Genomic DNA, 16,357 nt, shown 5'->3' with positions numbered 1-16,357 from the left:
CTACCGGCAAAGCGATGCCCTAGAATATCCGCATGACCACGCTGTTCATCTCCGATCTGCATCTGGACCCCAGCCGTCCGGCCATCACCGACCTGTTCCTGCGCTTCCTGCGCGAGGAGGCCCCCGGCGCCGACGCGCTGTACATCCTTGGCGATCTGTTCGAAGCCTGGATCGGTGATGACACGCCCTCGGCCGCAGCCGATTCGGTGGCCGATGCACTGAAGGCACTGTCCGACAGCGGCGTGCCGGTCTTCTTCATCCGCGGCAATCGAGACTTCCTGCTGGGCGAAGACTATGCCCGCCGCGCCGGCCTGCGCATCCTGCCGGACCCGTGCATGATCGAGCTGTACGGTCGCCCGGTGCTGCTGCAGCACGGCGACCTGCTGTGCACCGATGACATTCCCTACCAGCAGTTCCGCGCCCAGACCCGCGATCCTGTCTTCCAGGCGCAGTTCCTGTCGCAGCCGCTGGAAGCGCGCATCGCCTTCGCGCAGAAAGCACGCGATGCCAGCCAGGCACGCCAGTCGGAAATGAAACAGGGCGACCGTGCGCAGTTTGAAACCGTCACCGACGTCGCCCCGGGCGAAGTGGAAGCCACGTACGTGCGCCACGGTGTGGACACGATGATCCATGGCCACACCCATCGCCCGGCGATCCACACCCTGCAGGCCGGCGGACGCAGCTGCACCCGCATCGTGCTGGGGGACTGGTACGAACAGGGCTCGGTGCTGCGCGTGGATGCCAACGGCTGGACCCTGGATACGCTCAGCCGCGACTGATGGATCGCAGGGTGCCAACCAAGGTTGGCATCTACCAGAGCAGGTGCACCCGCCCGGGTAGACGCCGACCCTGGTCGGCGCTTGGCCTCAGCGGAAGGCCGCGATGGTGGCCTTGGTATTGACCAGCACGCGCTGGTTGTCGGCACTGCTGGCGATGCCCATCGGCACGCCGTTGTAGCTGATGTTCGGATTGGACCAGTAGTTCAGCCGCGGGCAGCCGGCCGAGCAGTCGTAGGCCATGATCGTGCGCCAGCGCGACCCGCTGGCCGGCTCATAACGATAGCCATGGCCATAGGCATACGGTGACGTGCTCGGATCACTGGCGATATCGTGACGCGCGCTCTGCAGATGGCCGATTTCATGGGCGAAGGAGTAGTAGCCGGTGGCGCAATCCCAGTACACCGCAGCAAACGCGGTCGATGCAGTGGAACCGATGCCCGATGCCAGCCCGCAATAGCTGGTGTTGTTGATCAGCAGTACGCCTACGTCGGCAGCGGTGTTGTTGCGGCTGTTGTGGATGCTGTCCATGTAGCCGTCGCTGGTGCCACGGAAGCGCGACAGGTCGGTGGTGAAATTGCCGGACTCGGTGTAGCTGGTGGTTTCATAGCCGGCCAGCTGCAGGGTCAGGCCCACGTTGCTGTTGGTGTAGCCCCGGTTGGATTCGGCAACGGCCAACTGCACCAGCGACTGCATGTTGCCACCATAGGCAGCTACTGCAGCGTTGGTTGCCACCACCAGCACGCGGATGGTCGCCGGACTGCCCGGCGAGGCCTGCGCGGTGCCGAGGCGATCATTGGCCGGCATGGCGATCTTCGGCAACTGGTTGTAGTCGGCCGGATGGTCGGCCGGCATCCGCGATTCATCCACCTCGACCAGCACGTGGCGATTGCCCAGCGGGCGCAGTCGATACAGTTTGCCGTCCTTGCGGATCGAGCCGGTGAGGGTATTGCCCGAGCGCACCAAAATCAGCGAATTGCCCGGATCGTCCTGGCCATTGGACGTGGCCGCCTGCAGGCGATCGGACGGCGCGCGCAACTGGCCGTACCAGATGCTGCCACCATCGGGCAGCGCTTCGACTTTGCTGCGAACGGCCTGCACCTTCTGCCCGAGCAGCTCGAATTCCAGCTGCGGCTGCGCGATGGCGGCAGCATCGACACGCACTTCCTGTACGGCGGCGGTGGACGGGGTGGCCAGCAATCGCCCCAGTGCCGGCTCGCTGGTGGCCGATGCACGGCTGAGCACGGTGACCGGCTCGAACAGCGGCGTCGCGTGGGCGGCCGCCGCTACCGACAATCCCAACAACAGACCACCTGTCGCTCTACCTATCGATCTGGACATCATCTTGTCGCTCCTTGGAGTGAAGTAGACAGCGTTGATGCAGCACGGCCCGGAGTGCCGGGTTCGGCCATCAGGCCTGCGCAGGGCGTGTGAATTCAATAGACAAGAGGAATGGAAATCGCGATCTGTGATCGACCGCATCTGCGTTCAGTCAGGTCAAAAGCATCAGTACACTTCGCCAACACGCGGCTTTCGCGCTACCGTGACGTGGCCACGACAGGGGATGCACATGGCGCCAGCGCAGCACAGCGGTGAAACAAGGGCTGACCCGGGCCTGCTGCGGATCGGCCTGTTCTTCGACGGCACCCGCAACAACGCGCACAACCTGGCGCAGGGCCACCGGCAGACGCCGCGACCGCGCCCCGCCCTGCTCCGCGCCGATGATGATTCGACCTACCAGAGCCGGTTGACCAGCAGCTACGACAACGGTGCCACCAACGTCGCGCGCCTGCATCAGTTGTATCCGGACAGCCGGCGCACGCCCGGCAGCGTACCTTCGCTGGCGATCTATGTTGAAGGCGTCGGCACCCGCGATGATGCAGAGGACGACCTGATCGGTCTGGCTTTCGGGATTGGCGCCAGCGGCGTGCAGGCGAAGGTGCAGCGTGCATTGCAGGTGCTGCTGCCGGCGGCATTGTCGGCTCTTGCGTCGCAGTGGCGCGCGCCCCTGCACAGCGTGCAGCTGGATCTGTTCGGCTACTCGCGTGGCGCGGCCTCCGCGCGCGATGTGGCCAACCACCTGCGCGGGTGGGATGCCACGCGCTGGCGGCAGCTGCTGCTGCAGGCGGGGCTTCCGTGCAGCACCGACTTCGCCCTGCCGCGTCCGACGCTGCGCTTCATCGGCCTGTTCGATACGGTGGTCGCCGTCAACGGCGGCCGCGCCGACGAGCACCCCCGCATCGCGCTGCCCGCGGGCATCGCCGAGGCTGTGTTGCAGCTCAGCGCGCGCGATGAGCATCGCCAGCACTATGCGTTGACCACGGTGGCACCGACCCATCCCGAAATCGCACTGCCCGGTGTGCACGCCAACATCGGAGGTGGCTACGACCAGGTGGAGGAAGGGCCCAAGCTGCTCAGCCGGCCGCGACGGCAGCAGCTGCGCCGGCCCGGCGTGGAGGACTACCAGACGCCGCCACTGGCCCTGCTGCAGGCGACGACCGCCTACGCGGAAGCACAGGCCGACGCCGAACGCTGGCGGCAGCAGCTGGGGTTGAACCCGAAGGAAGTGTGGGTTGATGTCTGGCACCAGTGGCAGCAGCAGCGACGCGCGGGCAGCCGCAGCGTGCTGATGTCGCCGGTGCTGTATGTCACCGCTGCAGTGGTGCTGCACCGGCGCATCGATTGGCGCTATCAGCTGGTTTCGCTGCAGGTGATGCAGAAGCATGCCATCGATGCCGGCGTGACCTGGACCGCCGACGCCGCCGAAGTGGCGGGTTGGGAGTTGCCCGGCGCGCTGCAGCCGATCGCGCGCCGCCTGATCGCCGGCCAGCCACTGACCCCGACGCAGGAAGCGTTGCTGCGTCGCCGCTACCTGATGCAGTCCGCACACTGGAATTTCGACGCGTTGGGCGATACCGCCCTGACCTACACCGCCGACGCCGGTGTCAGCGAGTTGCCGTATCGCCCCGGGCCGGGGTTGTTCTACATCAACCGGCCAACGGTGGATGGCAGGCGCGTGGTGTTGCCGAACGCGTGAACTGCATCCACGCATGGCGTGGATCTACTGAAAGCGCGCATGGCGTGGATCTACTGGGGTGGCGGGTGGACCTCATCCACCGGGGCACCGGCCTTGCAGTAGATCCACGCCATGCGTGGATGATGGATCAACCGACGCCGGTCAACCCGCCTGTTCGATCAAATTGGCCAGCTCGTCGCCATCGAACCCGGCCAGCAGGCGGGCCTCGAGATTGAACGGCCCGTGCAGATAGCCACCAGCATATTCAACCAGCAATTCCTTGAAACGTGCACGTGGCTCGACGCCGGCGCGCTCGCAGTACCAGCGGAACCAGCGCGAACCGGCAGCAACGTGTGCAACCTCCTCGCGCAGGATCACTTCCAGCACATCGGCGGTTTCACCGTCACCGACATTGCGCAGCTTGTCGATCATGCCCGGGGTCACGTCCAGCCCGCGCGCTTCCAGCACGCGCGGCACCAGCGCCATGCGTGCCAGACCATCGTGTGCGGTCTTCTCGCACATTTCCCACAGGCCGTTATGCGCAGGGAAATCGGCGTACTCATGGCCGTGTGCCAGCAGGCGCTCGCGCAGCAGCATGAAGTGCCGCGATTCGTCGTCGGCGCAGCTCACCCAGTCGGCATGGAATGCAGCCGGCAGACCGCGAAAGCGGTACACCGCGTCCCAAGCCAGGTCGATCGCATTGAGCTCGATATGGGCAATGGCATGGATGAACGCCGCGCGCCCCTCCACCCCGCCCAGGCCGCGCCGGGGCACTTCGCGCGGATGCACCATCAGCAGCTGCGGCGGTCGGCCCGGCATGCGGATCGGTTCGGCGTCCGGCGCATCCGCCGGCACCTTCAGCCGGCCGGCGCGGAACGCACTGGCGTAGGCCTGGGTCAGTGCGACCTTGCGCAGGGGATCGGCTTCGGCCAGGCACTGCTGCGCGGCGCGCAGCAGATTGCCGCCGACGTCAGGCACGTCGATCACCGCCTGGACCTCAGGCGCGGCGCTTGTGCTTGGCGTCGTCCGAACGCAGCTGCTGGATGCGCTCGAAGTACCCCGGCTCGATGCCCGTCGGGTAATGGCCGTTGAAGCACGAGGAATCGAAGTTGCGCAGCGCCGGATTGCCTTCGCTCACCGCCGCTTCCATGTCTTCGATGTCCTGGTAGATCAGCCAGTCGCAGCCCAGGTGCGCTTCGATTTCCTCGATGCTGCGGTTGTGCGCGACCAGTTCTTCAGCGGCCGGCATGTCGATGCCGTAGATGTTCGGGTAACGCACCGGCGGCGCGGCGCTGGCCAGGTAGACCTTGCGTGCGCCGGCGTCACGCGCCATCTGCACGATCTGCTGGCTGGTGGTGCCGCGCACGATCGAGTCGTCCACCAGCAGCACCACGCGGTTGCGGAACTCCAGGTGGATCGGGTTGAGCTTGCGGCGCACCGATTTCACCCGTTCGCCCTGGCCCGGCATGATGAACGTGCGGCCGATGTAACGGTTCTTGATGAAGCCTTCGCGGTACTTCACCCCGAGCACGTTGGAGATCTCCAGCGCGGCATCGCGCGAGGTGTCCGGGATCGGGATGATGGTGTCGATGTCGTGGTCCGGGCGCAGGCGCAGGATCTTCTCGCCCAGCTTGATGCCCATGCGCATGCGCGCCTTGTGCACCGACACGTTGTCGATCATCGAATCGGGGCGTGCGAAGTACACGTACTCGAAGATGCACGGGGTGTGTTCGGCCGGCTCGGCGCAGATTTCCGAGAACAGCTCACCGCGCGCGGTGATCACCAGCGCTTCGCCCGGCTGCACGTCACGCACGCGCTGGAAGCCCAGCACGTCCAGCGCGGCCGACTCGGAGGCCACGATGTATTCGTCACCCTCGGCGTGGCTGCGCTTGCCCAGCACCAGCGGGCGGATGCCATGCGGATCGCGGAAAGCGACCAGGCCCAGGCCCAGCACCACGCTGACCACCGCATAGCCGCCCTTGCAGCGGCGGTGCACACCGGCCACCGCGCGGATGGCGGCTTCCGGGCTGAGCTGGCGCTGCTGTTCCAGTTCATAGGCGAACACGTTCAACAGCACTTCGCTGTCCGAATCGGTATTGACGTTGCGGCGATCCTGCTCGAACACCTGCTGGCGCAGGTCCTCGGTGTTGATCAGGTTGCCGTTGTGGGCCAGCGCGATGCCGTACGGCGAATTGACGTAGAACGGCTGTGCCTCGTCCATGCCTTCCGAACCGGCGGTCGGGTAGCGCACATGGGCGATGCCGACGCTGCCTTCCAGGGTGGACATGGTGCGTGCATCGAAGACATCGCGGACCAGGCCGGTGGCCTTCTGTACCCGCAGGCGGCTGCCGTTGACGGTGGCGATGCCCGCCGCGTCCTGGCCGCGATGCTGGAGGACGGTCAAGCCGTCATACAACTGCCCGGCGACGTTCTGGTTGCCGACGATTCCGACGATGCCACACATGATGCGAGGTCTCCGCTGGGCTGTGCCCAGTTACAAGGAAGGTGGCCGTACCTGGCCAGAGTTGTCGCCGCGTCTGCGGTCGACATTGGCCGGGTCGTCCGGCTCGATGCTGCCCGGTAGTGCTGGGGCGTCCGGGCGCACTTCGGCCGGATCGTATGCCTCGCCCTGTTCCGCCTTCGCAGGCCGCAGCCATCCGCTGCCCGCCACTATCTGACCGAGTACGCCATTATCGCCTGTCGCCCCCGGCTTGCCCACTCCGGCGCCGGCGCTCTTGCCCAGCTCCATCAACGCAGATGGGGACAGCGCGTCCATCGGCAAGGCCTTGGGCAGCAGGTCGGTGCCCGGCACCTGCCACTGCGGCAGCTTGCTGTTCATCCAGGCCACCGCCGGGTTCAGCACCGGGCGCAGCGCCGAGCCGCGCCAGGACGGTTCGGCGGTAAGTGGGGTGAAGCCGGCCAGCAACAGCAGCACGGCCGCGATCAGCCCGCCACGCACGGCACCGAGGACCCCGCCCAGCAGGCGGTCCAGGCTGCCCAGCATGTTGCGGTGGACGATGGCCTTGATGACCATGCCGATCACGGCGACCACGACCATCACGCCGATGCCGACGCTGAGGTAGCCACCGATGAAATGCTCGCCGCCGGGCGCGGCCGGTGCCGCCCACCAGCGTGCGGCGTCACTGCCGAAGGCGAAGGCCGCCCAGGCGGCCACCAGCCACGATACGGTGCCGATGACGATGCCGACGAAGCCGCGCAGCAACCCGAGCAGGGTGGAGGCGGCGATCACGATCAGCAGCACCACGTCGATCATGGCGCCCCGCTCCTTCGGCGGCGCTGGCAACGGGGCTGCGTACAGGTCATGGGTGCGGTCGTACCATGCCGGCCACGCCGACTTTGGCGGCGACCTGCGCCTTCAACTGTTCAGCATCGGCGCGGTTGGCCACCGGCCCGACACGGACCCGGTGCAGGCTGCCCTTCTCGGTGCGCACCTGCTCGACGAAGGCGCTGAAGCCTGCCGCGCGCACCTTGTCGCGCAGGGCGTTGGCATCGTTGGCCTGGCCGAATGCGCCGAGCTGTACGGCAAAACCCACTCCGCTGGCGGCCGGTGCGGCCGGCGCGCTCGGCGGCGTGGCCGGCTTGCTGGCGGTCGCTTCCGGCTTGGGCTCGGGCTTCGGTTCCGGCTTGGCCACCGGCTTGGCCGGCTCCGGCTTGGCGGCCGGCGTACTCGGCGGCAGGCTTTCACTGCGCACCGGGTTGCCGGTCGCCGACGGCGTAGCCGCCGCGACGGGCGTGCTGGCGCTCGGAGCGGGCGCCGGGGTGCTTGCCACCGGTGCGCTGGTCGAGGGCTTGGCATCGAGGGTGATGACTTCTGCCTTCACGTCGGCACGGACCTTCACCGCCTGCAGCCGGCCCGCTTCGGCCTGCGCACGATCGGCATACGGTCCTACCCGCACGCGCCAGGCCGGGCGACCGTTGATCGATGCAGTCTCGATGAAGCCCGGAAGCTGCGAGCGCTTCAGATAGGCGACCACCGCATCGGCATCAGCCTGGCTGCCGTAGGCGCCGAAGGTCACCGCGTAATTGCCGGCAGCGACCGCTGGCGAGGTGTCCACGGTCGGCGGTGCAGCCGGTGCGGCGGCCTCCTCGACGGGACGGGCCTGGCCGCTCTGCAACCCGGTGGCGCCACCGGCAGGCGCGACCAGCGGCAGTTCGCGGGTTTCGAACTGGCCATCGGCCGGCGCATCGGGCGCGGCGATCGGCACATTGGCCACACCGCTGTCCGGGGCCGGGCCCTTGACGAGCATCGGCAGGAAGATGACGGCCAAGGCCACCAGGACGATGGCACCAATCAGACGCTGTTTCAGGGGCGTATCCACGTAGGGCAGGCGGCAGGCTGGACGTTGCGGTCGATTATACGGGTGCGCGACCGGACGGCGTCGGTAATGGCTGAACGGCGGTCAGGCGTGGGCCTGCAGCCATTGCAGCGCAGCGGCGGCGGTATGGAAGGAGCCGAACACCAGTACCCGGTCGCCGCGCTCGGCACGGGCCAGAACCTTCGCCAGCGCCTGTTCAACCGTGTCGGCCAATGCCGCAGCAGCCGCAGCGGTATCGGCCAGGCGCGCCTGCAACTGCGCCGCGCTCTGCCCACGCGGACCATCCAGGCCGGCCAGGGTCCAGTCGCCCACTACCTCCTGCAGGGCCTGCACCACGCCCACCGCGTCCTTGTCCTGCAGCGCGGCGTACACCGCCAGGGTGCGCCCGGGGGTCGCCTCGGCCTTCAGCGCGCGCGCCAGCTGGCCGGCCGCCTGCGGGTTGTGGCCGACATCGACGCGGACCTGCACGCCATCGCGCTCGAACGCCTGCAGGCGCCCGGCGATGCGCGCTGCGGCCACGCCTGCGGCCCATGCCGCACGCGGCACCGGCTTGTCCAGCGCACGCAGCGCAGCAATCGCCGCACCGGCGTTGGCCAGCTGGATCGGCCCGGCCAGCGCCGGGGTCGGCAGCTCCAGGCGGGTGCCGACATCGCGCCAGCGCCAACGCTGCGCGTCGATTGGTTCATAGAAATAGTCGCTGCCACCGCGGATCGCATTGGCACCTACCAGGTAGGCGCGCGCCAGCACGCTCGACGGCGGATCGGTCTCGCCCAGGATCACCGGCTTCCAGCCGCGGATGATCCCCGCCTTCTCGGCACCGATGGCCTCGCGGTCCTCGCCCAGCCATTCGGCGTGATCGATGTCCACGGTGGTGATCACCGACACGTCGGCATCGACGATGTTGACCGCATCCAGGCGGCCGCCCAGGCCGACTTCCAGCACGGCCAGATCGAGATCGGCATCGGCGAACAACTGCAGCGCGGCCAGCGTTCCGTATTCGAAATAGGTCAGCGTTACATCACCGCGCGCGGCCTCGATCGTGTTGAACGCAGCGACCAGTGCGGCGTCATCGGCATCCTGGCCATCGATGCGCACGCGCTCGTTGTAGCGCAGCAGGTGCGGCGAGGTGTACGCACCGACCTTCCAGCCCGCAGCGCGCGCGATGGCCTCGATGAAGGCAACGGTGGACCCCTTGCCGTTGGTACCACCGACCACGATGGTGTGCCTGGCCGGCGAGCCCAGGCCCATCGCGGTGGCCACGGTGCGCACGCGCTCCAGTCCCATGTCGATCGTGGCCGGATGCTGGCGTTCAATGTAGTCCAGCCATTCGGCCAGAGTGGTCGGGGTGTTCTTCACGGCAAGGCTTCCAACAGGTGCAGGTGGTTCAGGGCAGAAGATTCAGAGTGCGCGGTGCTTGGCTTCACCGAAGAACGGCGTGTGGTGGGCGCAGTCGTTCAGGCGCACCACTTCCAGGCTGTCCAGATCGGCCCCTTCAAGCAGGTTGAGCGTGGTCGGTGCCTGGCGGAAGGTCCACAGCCGCGACAGCGGCAGGCCCAGCACCTTGCACAGGATCACCCGGTTGACCGCGTCATGAGCGACCACCAGCAGCGTGTCGTGTTCACCAAGACCTTCGGTGGCACGGGCCAGGCCGCGCCAGCTGCGCTCCAGCACCAGGCGCAGCGACTCGCCGCCCGGCATCAGCACGGTGTCCGGCTCATTGCGCCACGCCTGCAGGCGCGACGGATCTTTTTCGTTGATTTCGCTGGCCAGCAGACCTTCCCACTCACCGTGGGCGATCTCCTGCAGTTCCGGCTCGGTCAGCAGCATGTCGGCGCGTGCGGCGCCAAGGGCCAGCTGCGCGGTGCGCTGGGCGCGCGACAGCGGCGAGGCCACCGCACGGGTGATGTCCACCGACGCCAGGCGGGCGCCAAGCGCCTGCGCCTGGGCCTCACCGATGGGCGAAAGTGGGATGTCGATCTGGCCCTGATAGCGGCCTTCGGCGTTCCACGGCGTTTCGCCGTGACGGGCAAGCAGGATGCGCATGCGAACAAGGGGTCCTTGGGGGGAGGAGTTCCGGCGCAGTGTTCACATCCTGTGAAGTACGCGGAACAGGGATGATACCTGTTCGGCGGACCGGGCCGGACGGGGCATGAAAAAACCCCGCGACAGACGTCGCGGGGTTTCAGGAGTGCAGTAGATCCACGCCATGCGTGGATGCACCGCCCCGCAGTGTCTGCCGGGGTTGCCAGCCAGCGGCCGGCACGGCCTTACTTGGCCAGGTTCAGTTCCTTCAGCAGCTGCGGCGCCGGCGCCACTTCCTGCATGATCCACTGCATGTAGCGGCTGTCGACGGCGATCATGCGGGTCATCACCGGGTCGAACACCCAGTTGGAGCTGACCGATTCCCAGTTGCCGTCGAAGGCCAGACCCACCAGCTTGCCGTGCGCATCCAGCACCGGCGACCCGGAGTTGCCGCCGGTGATGTCCAGGTTGGACAGGAAGTTCACCGGCACCGAACCAATCCGCTTGTCTTCCAGGCCGCCATAACGCTTGGCCTTGACCGCATCCAGCAGCGCCTTCGGCGAGTCGAACGGATCTTCACCGGTTTCCTTCGCCGCCACACCTTCCAGGGTGGTGAACGGGGTGTACTTCACGCCGTCCTTGCCATAGCCCATGACGTTGCCGAAGGTGATGCGCAGCGACAGGTTGGCATCGGGGTAGACGAACTCGCCCTGGCTCTTCTTGTAGTCGGCCACGGCCTGCAGGTACAGCGGACGCGCAGTCAGCGATTCGCCTTCGCGGATCTTCTTCTTCTCTTCCTGCTTCAGCAGCGCCGGCATGACGGCCACCGCGTACTGGATGGCCGGATCATTGCTGGCTTCGAAGGCAGCGCGGTCGGCCTTGAACCACTTCAGGCGGTTGTCCAGGCTGCCCAGTCCGGTGCCACCCAGCTTGGTCACCAGCGACTTCACCGCAGTGGCATCGCTGCCGGCCAGCCACGTGTTCAACACTTCGTTGTCGCGCTGCGCGGCCGGCAGGGCCACGTACTGGTCGAGCCAGTAGGCCTGCAGCTGCTGGTCCATCTTCGCCACGTAGCGGCGATCCATCTGCTTCAGGCTGCCCTCGATGGTGGTCAGGTCGCGGTCCTGGTAACCCGCTTCGCGCTCGGCGTCGGGCTTGCTGCGCTCAATCGACAGGCGGTACAGGGTGATCGCCGCGCCCACCGCGGAGGTGTTGTTGAACTGGCCGACGAACAGGTCGCGCTCGCGCGTGGACTTGCTGGTATCCAGGTGCTGCAGCAGCTGCGCGTGCGCAGCCAGCGCCGGCTTGCCGGCAGCGCCCTGCTTCTTCAGCCAGGCCAGCACCGCCGCTTCTTCGGCCTGCTTCTGGCCGGCGGCATCGATGCGCTTGAAGCCTTCCAGCTGGCCCAGGTAGTTCTTGGCCACGTTGTTCATGCTGGCGGCGGTGGCGGCGTACTTCACCTTGACGTCAGCGTCGGCCTTGCCGGCGTCGGCGATCATCTTCAGCACCGCGTTGTAGTGGCGGGCGATGGTCGGGTAGGTGAAGCTGGCAGTCTCGTTGAACTCACCGGCCAGCGCGTAACGATTGGTGCGGCCCGGGTAGCCGGCCACCATCACGAAGTCGTCGGCGCCCAGCGGCGTATCGGCGAACTTCAGGAAGTGCTTGGGCTGGTACGGCACGTTGTCGGCCGAGAACGCCGCCGGCTTGCCGTCCTTGCCGACGTAGGCACGGTAGAAGGAGAAGTCACCGGTGTGGCGCGGCCACATCCAGTTGTCGACGTCGCCGCCGAACTTGCCGACGCTGCCCGGAGGTGCATAGACCAGGCGCACGTCCTTGATTTCCAGGTTGCGGAACAGGCGGTAGGTGTTGCCGCCGGAGAACGAATACAGGCGGCAGCGGAAGCCGGCATCGGCTTCACACGCGGCGACCTGGGCCTTGTCGAAGGCATCCAGCGCACGGCTGCGGGCCAGCGGGTCCTTGCCGGCGCCGGCGATGGCGGCCTTGGCCTGGGCGGTGACGTCGGTGATCTGGTCGAGCACGAACACGCGGGCATTCGGGCCAGCACTCAGTTCATCGCTGAGCCTGGGCGCGTTGAAGCCGTCCTTGATCAGGTTCTTCTGCGCGGTCGAGTTCAGCTGGATCGCGCCGTAGGCACAATGGTGGTTGGTGACCACCAGGCCCTGCGGGGAGACGAAGCTGGCGGTGCAGCCGCCCAGCGCGACCACCGCGCCCATCGGATCGCCGGTCAGGTTGGCCAGCTGTTCCGGGGACAGCTTGAGGCCGGCCTTCTGCAGCGGGCCGGCGATTTCCGGCAGCTGCTGCGGCACCCACATGCCTTCAGCGGCATGGGCGACCTGGACCAGCCCAAGGCTGGCGACGACGGAAAATGCAAGCAGGTTCGAGCGCATGGAGCGGCCCCTGGTAGTGGAACCTTCGATTGTAGCCCGCCGCCCTGCCCCGGCCCGAACCCCGGAAGTCATGGGCCCACCTCGCTCCACCGCGCGCAGGTCGGCCGCGCGCACGGGAACCGTCCAGAGGGGGCGTGGTCACCCTGGCCGGGACCGTTGGCGCCAAGGATGGCGCCATCGAGCACCATGGAGGGGCTTTTGCGTGTCCCGGCCAGGGTGACCACGCCCCCTCCCTCCGAATCAGGGAGGCGCTGGTGTCTGCAGTACGTTCGAAACGCCCGCCTGCGCACAGCTTTCGTTCCACCAATGCACCCGCAGCGCAACATGGGAAATCCGCGTGGCGCCCTATAATCCGCGCTTTCCCCCTGATGAGTTCCACCCCGATGGCGCAGCAAACGATGAAGGCCCTGGTCAAGCGCGAAGCGGCCAAGGGCATCTGGATGGAAGAGGTTCCGGTGCCTACCCCGGGCCCCAACCAGGTCCTGATCAAGCTGGAAAAGACCGCGATCTGCGGCACCGACCTGCACATCTACCTGTGGGACGAATGGAGCCAGCGCACGATCAAGCCGGGCCTGACCATCGGCCATGAGTTCGTCGGCCGCATCGCCGAGATCGGCCCGGGCGTGACCGGCTACGAGATCGGCCAGCGCGTGTCGGCCGAAGGCCACATCGTCTGCGGCCACTGCCGCAACTGCCGCGGCGGTCGTCCACACCTGTGCCCGAACACCGTCGGCATCGGCGTCAACGTCAACGGCGCGTTCGCCGAATACATGGTGATGCCGGCCAGCAACCTGTGGCCGATCCCCGACCAGATCCCGTCCGAATTGGCCGCCTTCTTCGACCCGTACGGCAATGCCGCGCACTGCGCGCTGGAATTCAACGTCATCGGCGAAGACGTGCTGATCACCGGCGCCGGCCCGATCGGCATCATCGCGGCGGGCATCTGCAAGCACATCGGTGCACGCAACGTGGTGGTGACCGACGTCAACGACTTCCGCCTGAAGCTGGCCGCCGACATGGGCGCCACCCGCGTGGTCAACGTCGCCAACACGTCGCTGAAGGACGTGATGAAGGAACTGCACATGGAGGGCTTCGACGTGGGCCTGGAAATGAGCGGCAACCCGCGCGCGTTCAACGACATGCTCGACTGCATGTACCACGGCGGCAAGATCGCCATGCTCGGCATCATGCCCAAGGGCGCCGGCTGCGACTGGGACAAGATCATCTTCAAGGGCCTGACCGTGCAGGGCATCTACGGCCGCAAGATGTACGAGACCTGGTACAAGATGACCCAGCTGGTGCTGTCCGGCTTCCCGCTCGGCAAGGTGATGACCCACCAGCTGCCGATCGACGATTTCCAGAAGGGCTTCGACCTGATGGAAGAAGGCAAGGCCGGCAAGGTCGTGCTGAGCTGGAATTGACCCTTCGGGTCAATTCCCCCGCAGGTTTCCTTATCCCCGCGCCGTCGGCGCGCCCCCTTGAACAACAAGGGGGCTCTCCCCCAGCCGGGGCGAGGCATGCTGCTGGAATTGAAAAAGGCGCCCATTGGGCGCCTTTTTCTTTGGTGTTGCCGGCCAGCGGCCGGCACTACCGTAACGCCTGCGGCGTTACTTTCCGACTGCCACGCTCAGCATCACCCGGCTGTGCGCCAGCTTGCCGGAGTTGTCGCGGCCATTGCCGTCGGTGCCGTAGTAGCCCAGGCCGACATTGAACAGGCCGAACTGGCGGGCGACGCCGACGTTCCAGTCGGTGTAGTCCTTGGCGATTCCGTCCTCGAAGGTGCTGCGACCGACGTTGGCGTTGAGCGTGAACTCCTTCGGCAGGCCCCAGCTGCCACCCAGGCCGAAGTACCAGCCATCGGTGCTGCTGTTCCACACATCGTTGCTGTAGGCCACCGTCAGCTTGTAGGTGTCGTCCAGCGTGGTGGTGGTGATCAGCTCGTTGTAGTTCTGGTGGCTGGACTTGAGGTAGGTGTAACGGTTCAACAGCACGTCGAAGTTGACGCGCTCGGTCACGTCCACGCCGTAGCCGATCAGGTAGTCGACCTCGGTCTTCGGATCGCCTGCGCCGAAGTCCACGCCCGAGCCCCAGACGCCGGCATACAGGCCAACCGGGCTGGTGTAGGTGAAGCCGGCCTGCAGGGTCGGATCCTCATCGGTCTGCGACACACCACGGAACAGGTAGTCCGAGACGGCGGTGACGTTCCAGCTGTACGGAGATTCGTTGTCCTGGGCGCTGGCGGCGAACGGCGCGAGGGTCAGGGCGGCGGCAATGGCGAGGCAGGCACGGGCGTGCTTCATGAGCGTCTCCGGTGGGGTCGGTGGCGTGGAAGGCGGGATCTGCAGCGGGCGCAGCAACCGGAGCCAGACAGCCTCGGTTCACGAATTTTTAACCCGTTTGCTATTGCGATGCAACATGTGCCGGCCATGGCGGTGCCCCCTACGCCCCGGTCCGCAGCCGTCGATGCCCGGTAGAATCAGTGGTTTCCCGTGCTGAGCCGAGCCCACGCCATGACCGACTCCTCCGCCCTGACCCGCCACTACGCTGAGGAACTGGACGCCATCCGCGCCCAGGGCCTGTTCAAGTCCGAGCGGATCATCACCAGCCCGCAGTCCGCCGAGATCACCCTGGAAGACGGCCGCAAGGTGCTGAACTTCTGTGCCAACAACTACCTTGGCCTGGCCGACCATCCTGACCTGATCCAGGCCGCGAAGGACGCGCTGGACAGCCATGGTTTCGGCATGGCATCGGTACGCTTCATCTGCGGCACCCAGGACCTGCACAAGCAGCTGGAGAAGCAGATCGCCGACTTCTTCGGCAAGCAGGACACGATCTTGTACGCGGCCTGCTTCGACGCCAACGGCGGCCTGTTCGAGCCGCTGCTCGGCGAGAATGACGCGATCATCTCCGATGCGTTGAACCATGCCTCGATCATCGACGGTGTGCGCCTGTGCAAGGCCAAGCGCTTCCGCTACGCCAACTGCGACATGGCCGACCTGGAGGCGCAGCTGCAGGCCGCTGATGCCGCCGGCTGCAGGACCAAGCTGATCACCACCGACGGCGTGTTCTCGATGGACGGTTTCATCGCGCCGTTGGACGAGATCACCGCGCTGGCGAAGAAGTACAACGCGCTGGTGCACATCGACGAATGCCATGCCACCGGCTTCCTCGGCGCGACGGGCCGCGGCTCGGCCGAGGTCAAGGGCGTGCTGGAGAAGATCGACATCATCACCGGCACCCTGGGCAAGGCCATGGGCGGCGCACTGGGTGGCTTCACCTGCGCCAGCGCCGAAGTGATCGAGCTGCTGCGCCAGCGTTCGCGCCCGTACCTGTTCTCCAACTCGCTGCCGCCGCACGTGGTCGCCGCCGGCATCAAGGCATTCGAAATGCTGGCCGCGGCCGATGACCTGCGCAGCACCCTGGCCGCGAACACCACCTACTTCCGCGAGAAGATGACCGCTGCCGGCTTCGACGTGAAGCCCGGCGTGCATCCGATCAGCCCGGTGATGTTGTACGACGCACCGCTGGCGCAGAAGTTCGCCGAGCGCCTGCTGGAAGAAGGCATCTACGCCATCGGCTTCTTCTTCCCGGTGGTACCCAAGGGCCAGGCGCGCATCCGCACCCAGATCAGCGCCGCGCACAGCCGCGAGCACCTGGACCGCGCGATCGATGCGTTCACCCGCATCGGCGTCGAGCTGGGCGTGATCAAGGGCTGATCACCGGCGGGGTCGGAGCGTGCCGACCAAGGTCGGCACCTACCGGAGTCTGATGACGTGCCGACCAAGGTCGGCACCCACC

The 16,357-nt window shown here is 66.7% G+C and carries 13 protein-coding genes; 4 read left to right on the top strand and 9 right to left on the bottom strand.

The genetic code is table 11. From position 1 onward, the window contains the following. Positions 1-32 precede the first annotated feature (32 nt). Positions 33-779 (top strand): UDP-2,3-diacylglucosamine diphosphatase, encoded by a 747-nt coding sequence (gene lpxH, locus ACEF39_RS04195; protein ID WP_500287064.1) that lies wholly within the window; start codon positions 33-35, stop codon positions 777-779. Positions 780-866: 87 nt separating this feature from the next. On the opposite strand, the gene ACEF39_RS04190 is transcribed toward lpxH, so the two are convergent. Further along, positions 867-2,120, bottom strand: a complete 1,254-nt coding sequence (locus ACEF39_RS04190; protein ID WP_500287063.1) for a M12 family metallo-peptidase — start codon at positions 2,118-2,120, stop codon at positions 867-869. A gap of 220 nt (positions 2,121-2,340) precedes the next feature. On the opposite strand from ACEF39_RS04190, the gene ACEF39_RS04185 reads away from it, so the two are divergent. Then, a complete protein-coding gene (locus ACEF39_RS04185) occupies positions 2,341-3,813 on the top strand; it encodes a T6SS phospholipase effector Tle1-like catalytic domain-containing protein (RefSeq protein ID WP_500287062.1) in 1,473 nt (490 codons plus the stop codon). A gap of 141 nt (positions 3,814-3,954) precedes the next feature. On the opposite strand, the gene ACEF39_RS04180 is transcribed toward ACEF39_RS04185, so the two are convergent. From ACEF39_RS04180 to ACEF39_RS04150, 7 genes are all read right to left on the bottom strand, one after another. Beyond that, entirely contained in the window at positions 3,955-4,779 is an 825-nt protein-coding gene (locus tag ACEF39_RS04180) for a ferritin-like domain-containing protein (RefSeq protein WP_500287061.1), read from the bottom strand. Positions 4,780-4,789: 10 nt separating this feature from the next. Continuing rightward, entirely contained in the window at positions 4,790-6,256 is a 1,467-nt protein-coding gene (purF, locus tag ACEF39_RS04175; protein ID WP_025878104.1) for an amidophosphoribosyltransferase, read from the bottom strand. A gap of 30 nt (positions 6,257-6,286) precedes the next feature. Continuing rightward, positions 6,287-7,066 (bottom strand): CvpA family protein, encoded by a 780-nt coding sequence (locus tag ACEF39_RS04170; RefSeq protein ID WP_500287060.1) that lies wholly within the window; start codon positions 7,064-7,066, stop codon positions 6,287-6,289. Between the two features lie 46 nt (positions 7,067-7,112). Then, positions 7,113-8,132, bottom strand: coding sequence for an SPOR domain-containing protein (locus ACEF39_RS04165; RefSeq protein WP_500287059.1), 1,020 nt, complete (start codon positions 8,130-8,132; stop codon positions 7,113-7,115). An 81-nt stretch (positions 8,133-8,213) separates the two neighbouring features. After that, positions 8,214-9,485 (bottom strand): bifunctional tetrahydrofolate synthase/dihydrofolate synthase, encoded by a 1,272-nt coding sequence (gene folC / locus ACEF39_RS04160; protein WP_500287058.1) that lies wholly within the window; start codon positions 9,483-9,485, stop codon positions 8,214-8,216. Between the two features lie 42 nt (positions 9,486-9,527). Further along, the gene (locus tag ACEF39_RS04155; protein WP_140224725.1) at positions 9,528-10,172 is read right to left on the bottom strand and encodes a histidine phosphatase family protein; all 645 of its coding nucleotides are present in this window, start codon (positions 10,170-10,172) and stop codon (positions 9,528-9,530) included. Between the two features lie 224 nt (positions 10,173-10,396). Continuing rightward, positions 10,397-12,559 (bottom strand): S46 family peptidase, encoded by a 2,163-nt coding sequence (locus ACEF39_RS04150; RefSeq protein WP_500287057.1) that lies wholly within the window; start codon positions 12,557-12,559, stop codon positions 10,397-10,399. A 398-nt stretch (positions 12,560-12,957) separates the two neighbouring features. Between ACEF39_RS04150 and tdh the strand changes: the two genes are divergently transcribed. Continuing rightward, a complete protein-coding gene (gene tdh / locus ACEF39_RS04145; protein WP_032952044.1) occupies positions 12,958-13,980 on the top strand; it encodes an L-threonine 3-dehydrogenase in 1,023 nt (340 codons plus the stop codon). A gap of 186 nt (positions 13,981-14,166) precedes the next feature. On the opposite strand, the gene ACEF39_RS04140 is transcribed toward tdh, so the two are convergent. Next, positions 14,167-14,859, bottom strand: a complete 693-nt coding sequence (locus ACEF39_RS04140) for a TorF family putative porin (protein ID WP_089239045.1) — start codon at positions 14,857-14,859, stop codon at positions 14,167-14,169. A gap of 210 nt (positions 14,860-15,069) precedes the next feature. Here ACEF39_RS04140 and kbl point away from each other — a divergent pair, with 210 nt between their 5' ends. Next, positions 15,070-16,275: a glycine C-acetyltransferase gene (gene kbl / locus ACEF39_RS04135; protein ID WP_500287056.1), complete on the top strand. Its 1,206-nt coding sequence runs from the start codon at positions 15,070-15,072 to the stop codon at positions 16,273-16,275. Positions 16,276-16,357: the final 82 nt, after the last annotated feature.

The organism is Stenotrophomonas indicatrix (assembly GCA_041545745.1).
In the GTDB taxonomy this organism is placed as follows: domain Bacteria; phylum Pseudomonadota; class Gammaproteobacteria; order Xanthomonadales; family Xanthomonadaceae; genus Stenotrophomonas; species Stenotrophomonas indicatrix_A.
Note: the sequence above shows the minus strand (reverse complement) of the source record. Positions and strands in the feature narration are given on the sequence as shown.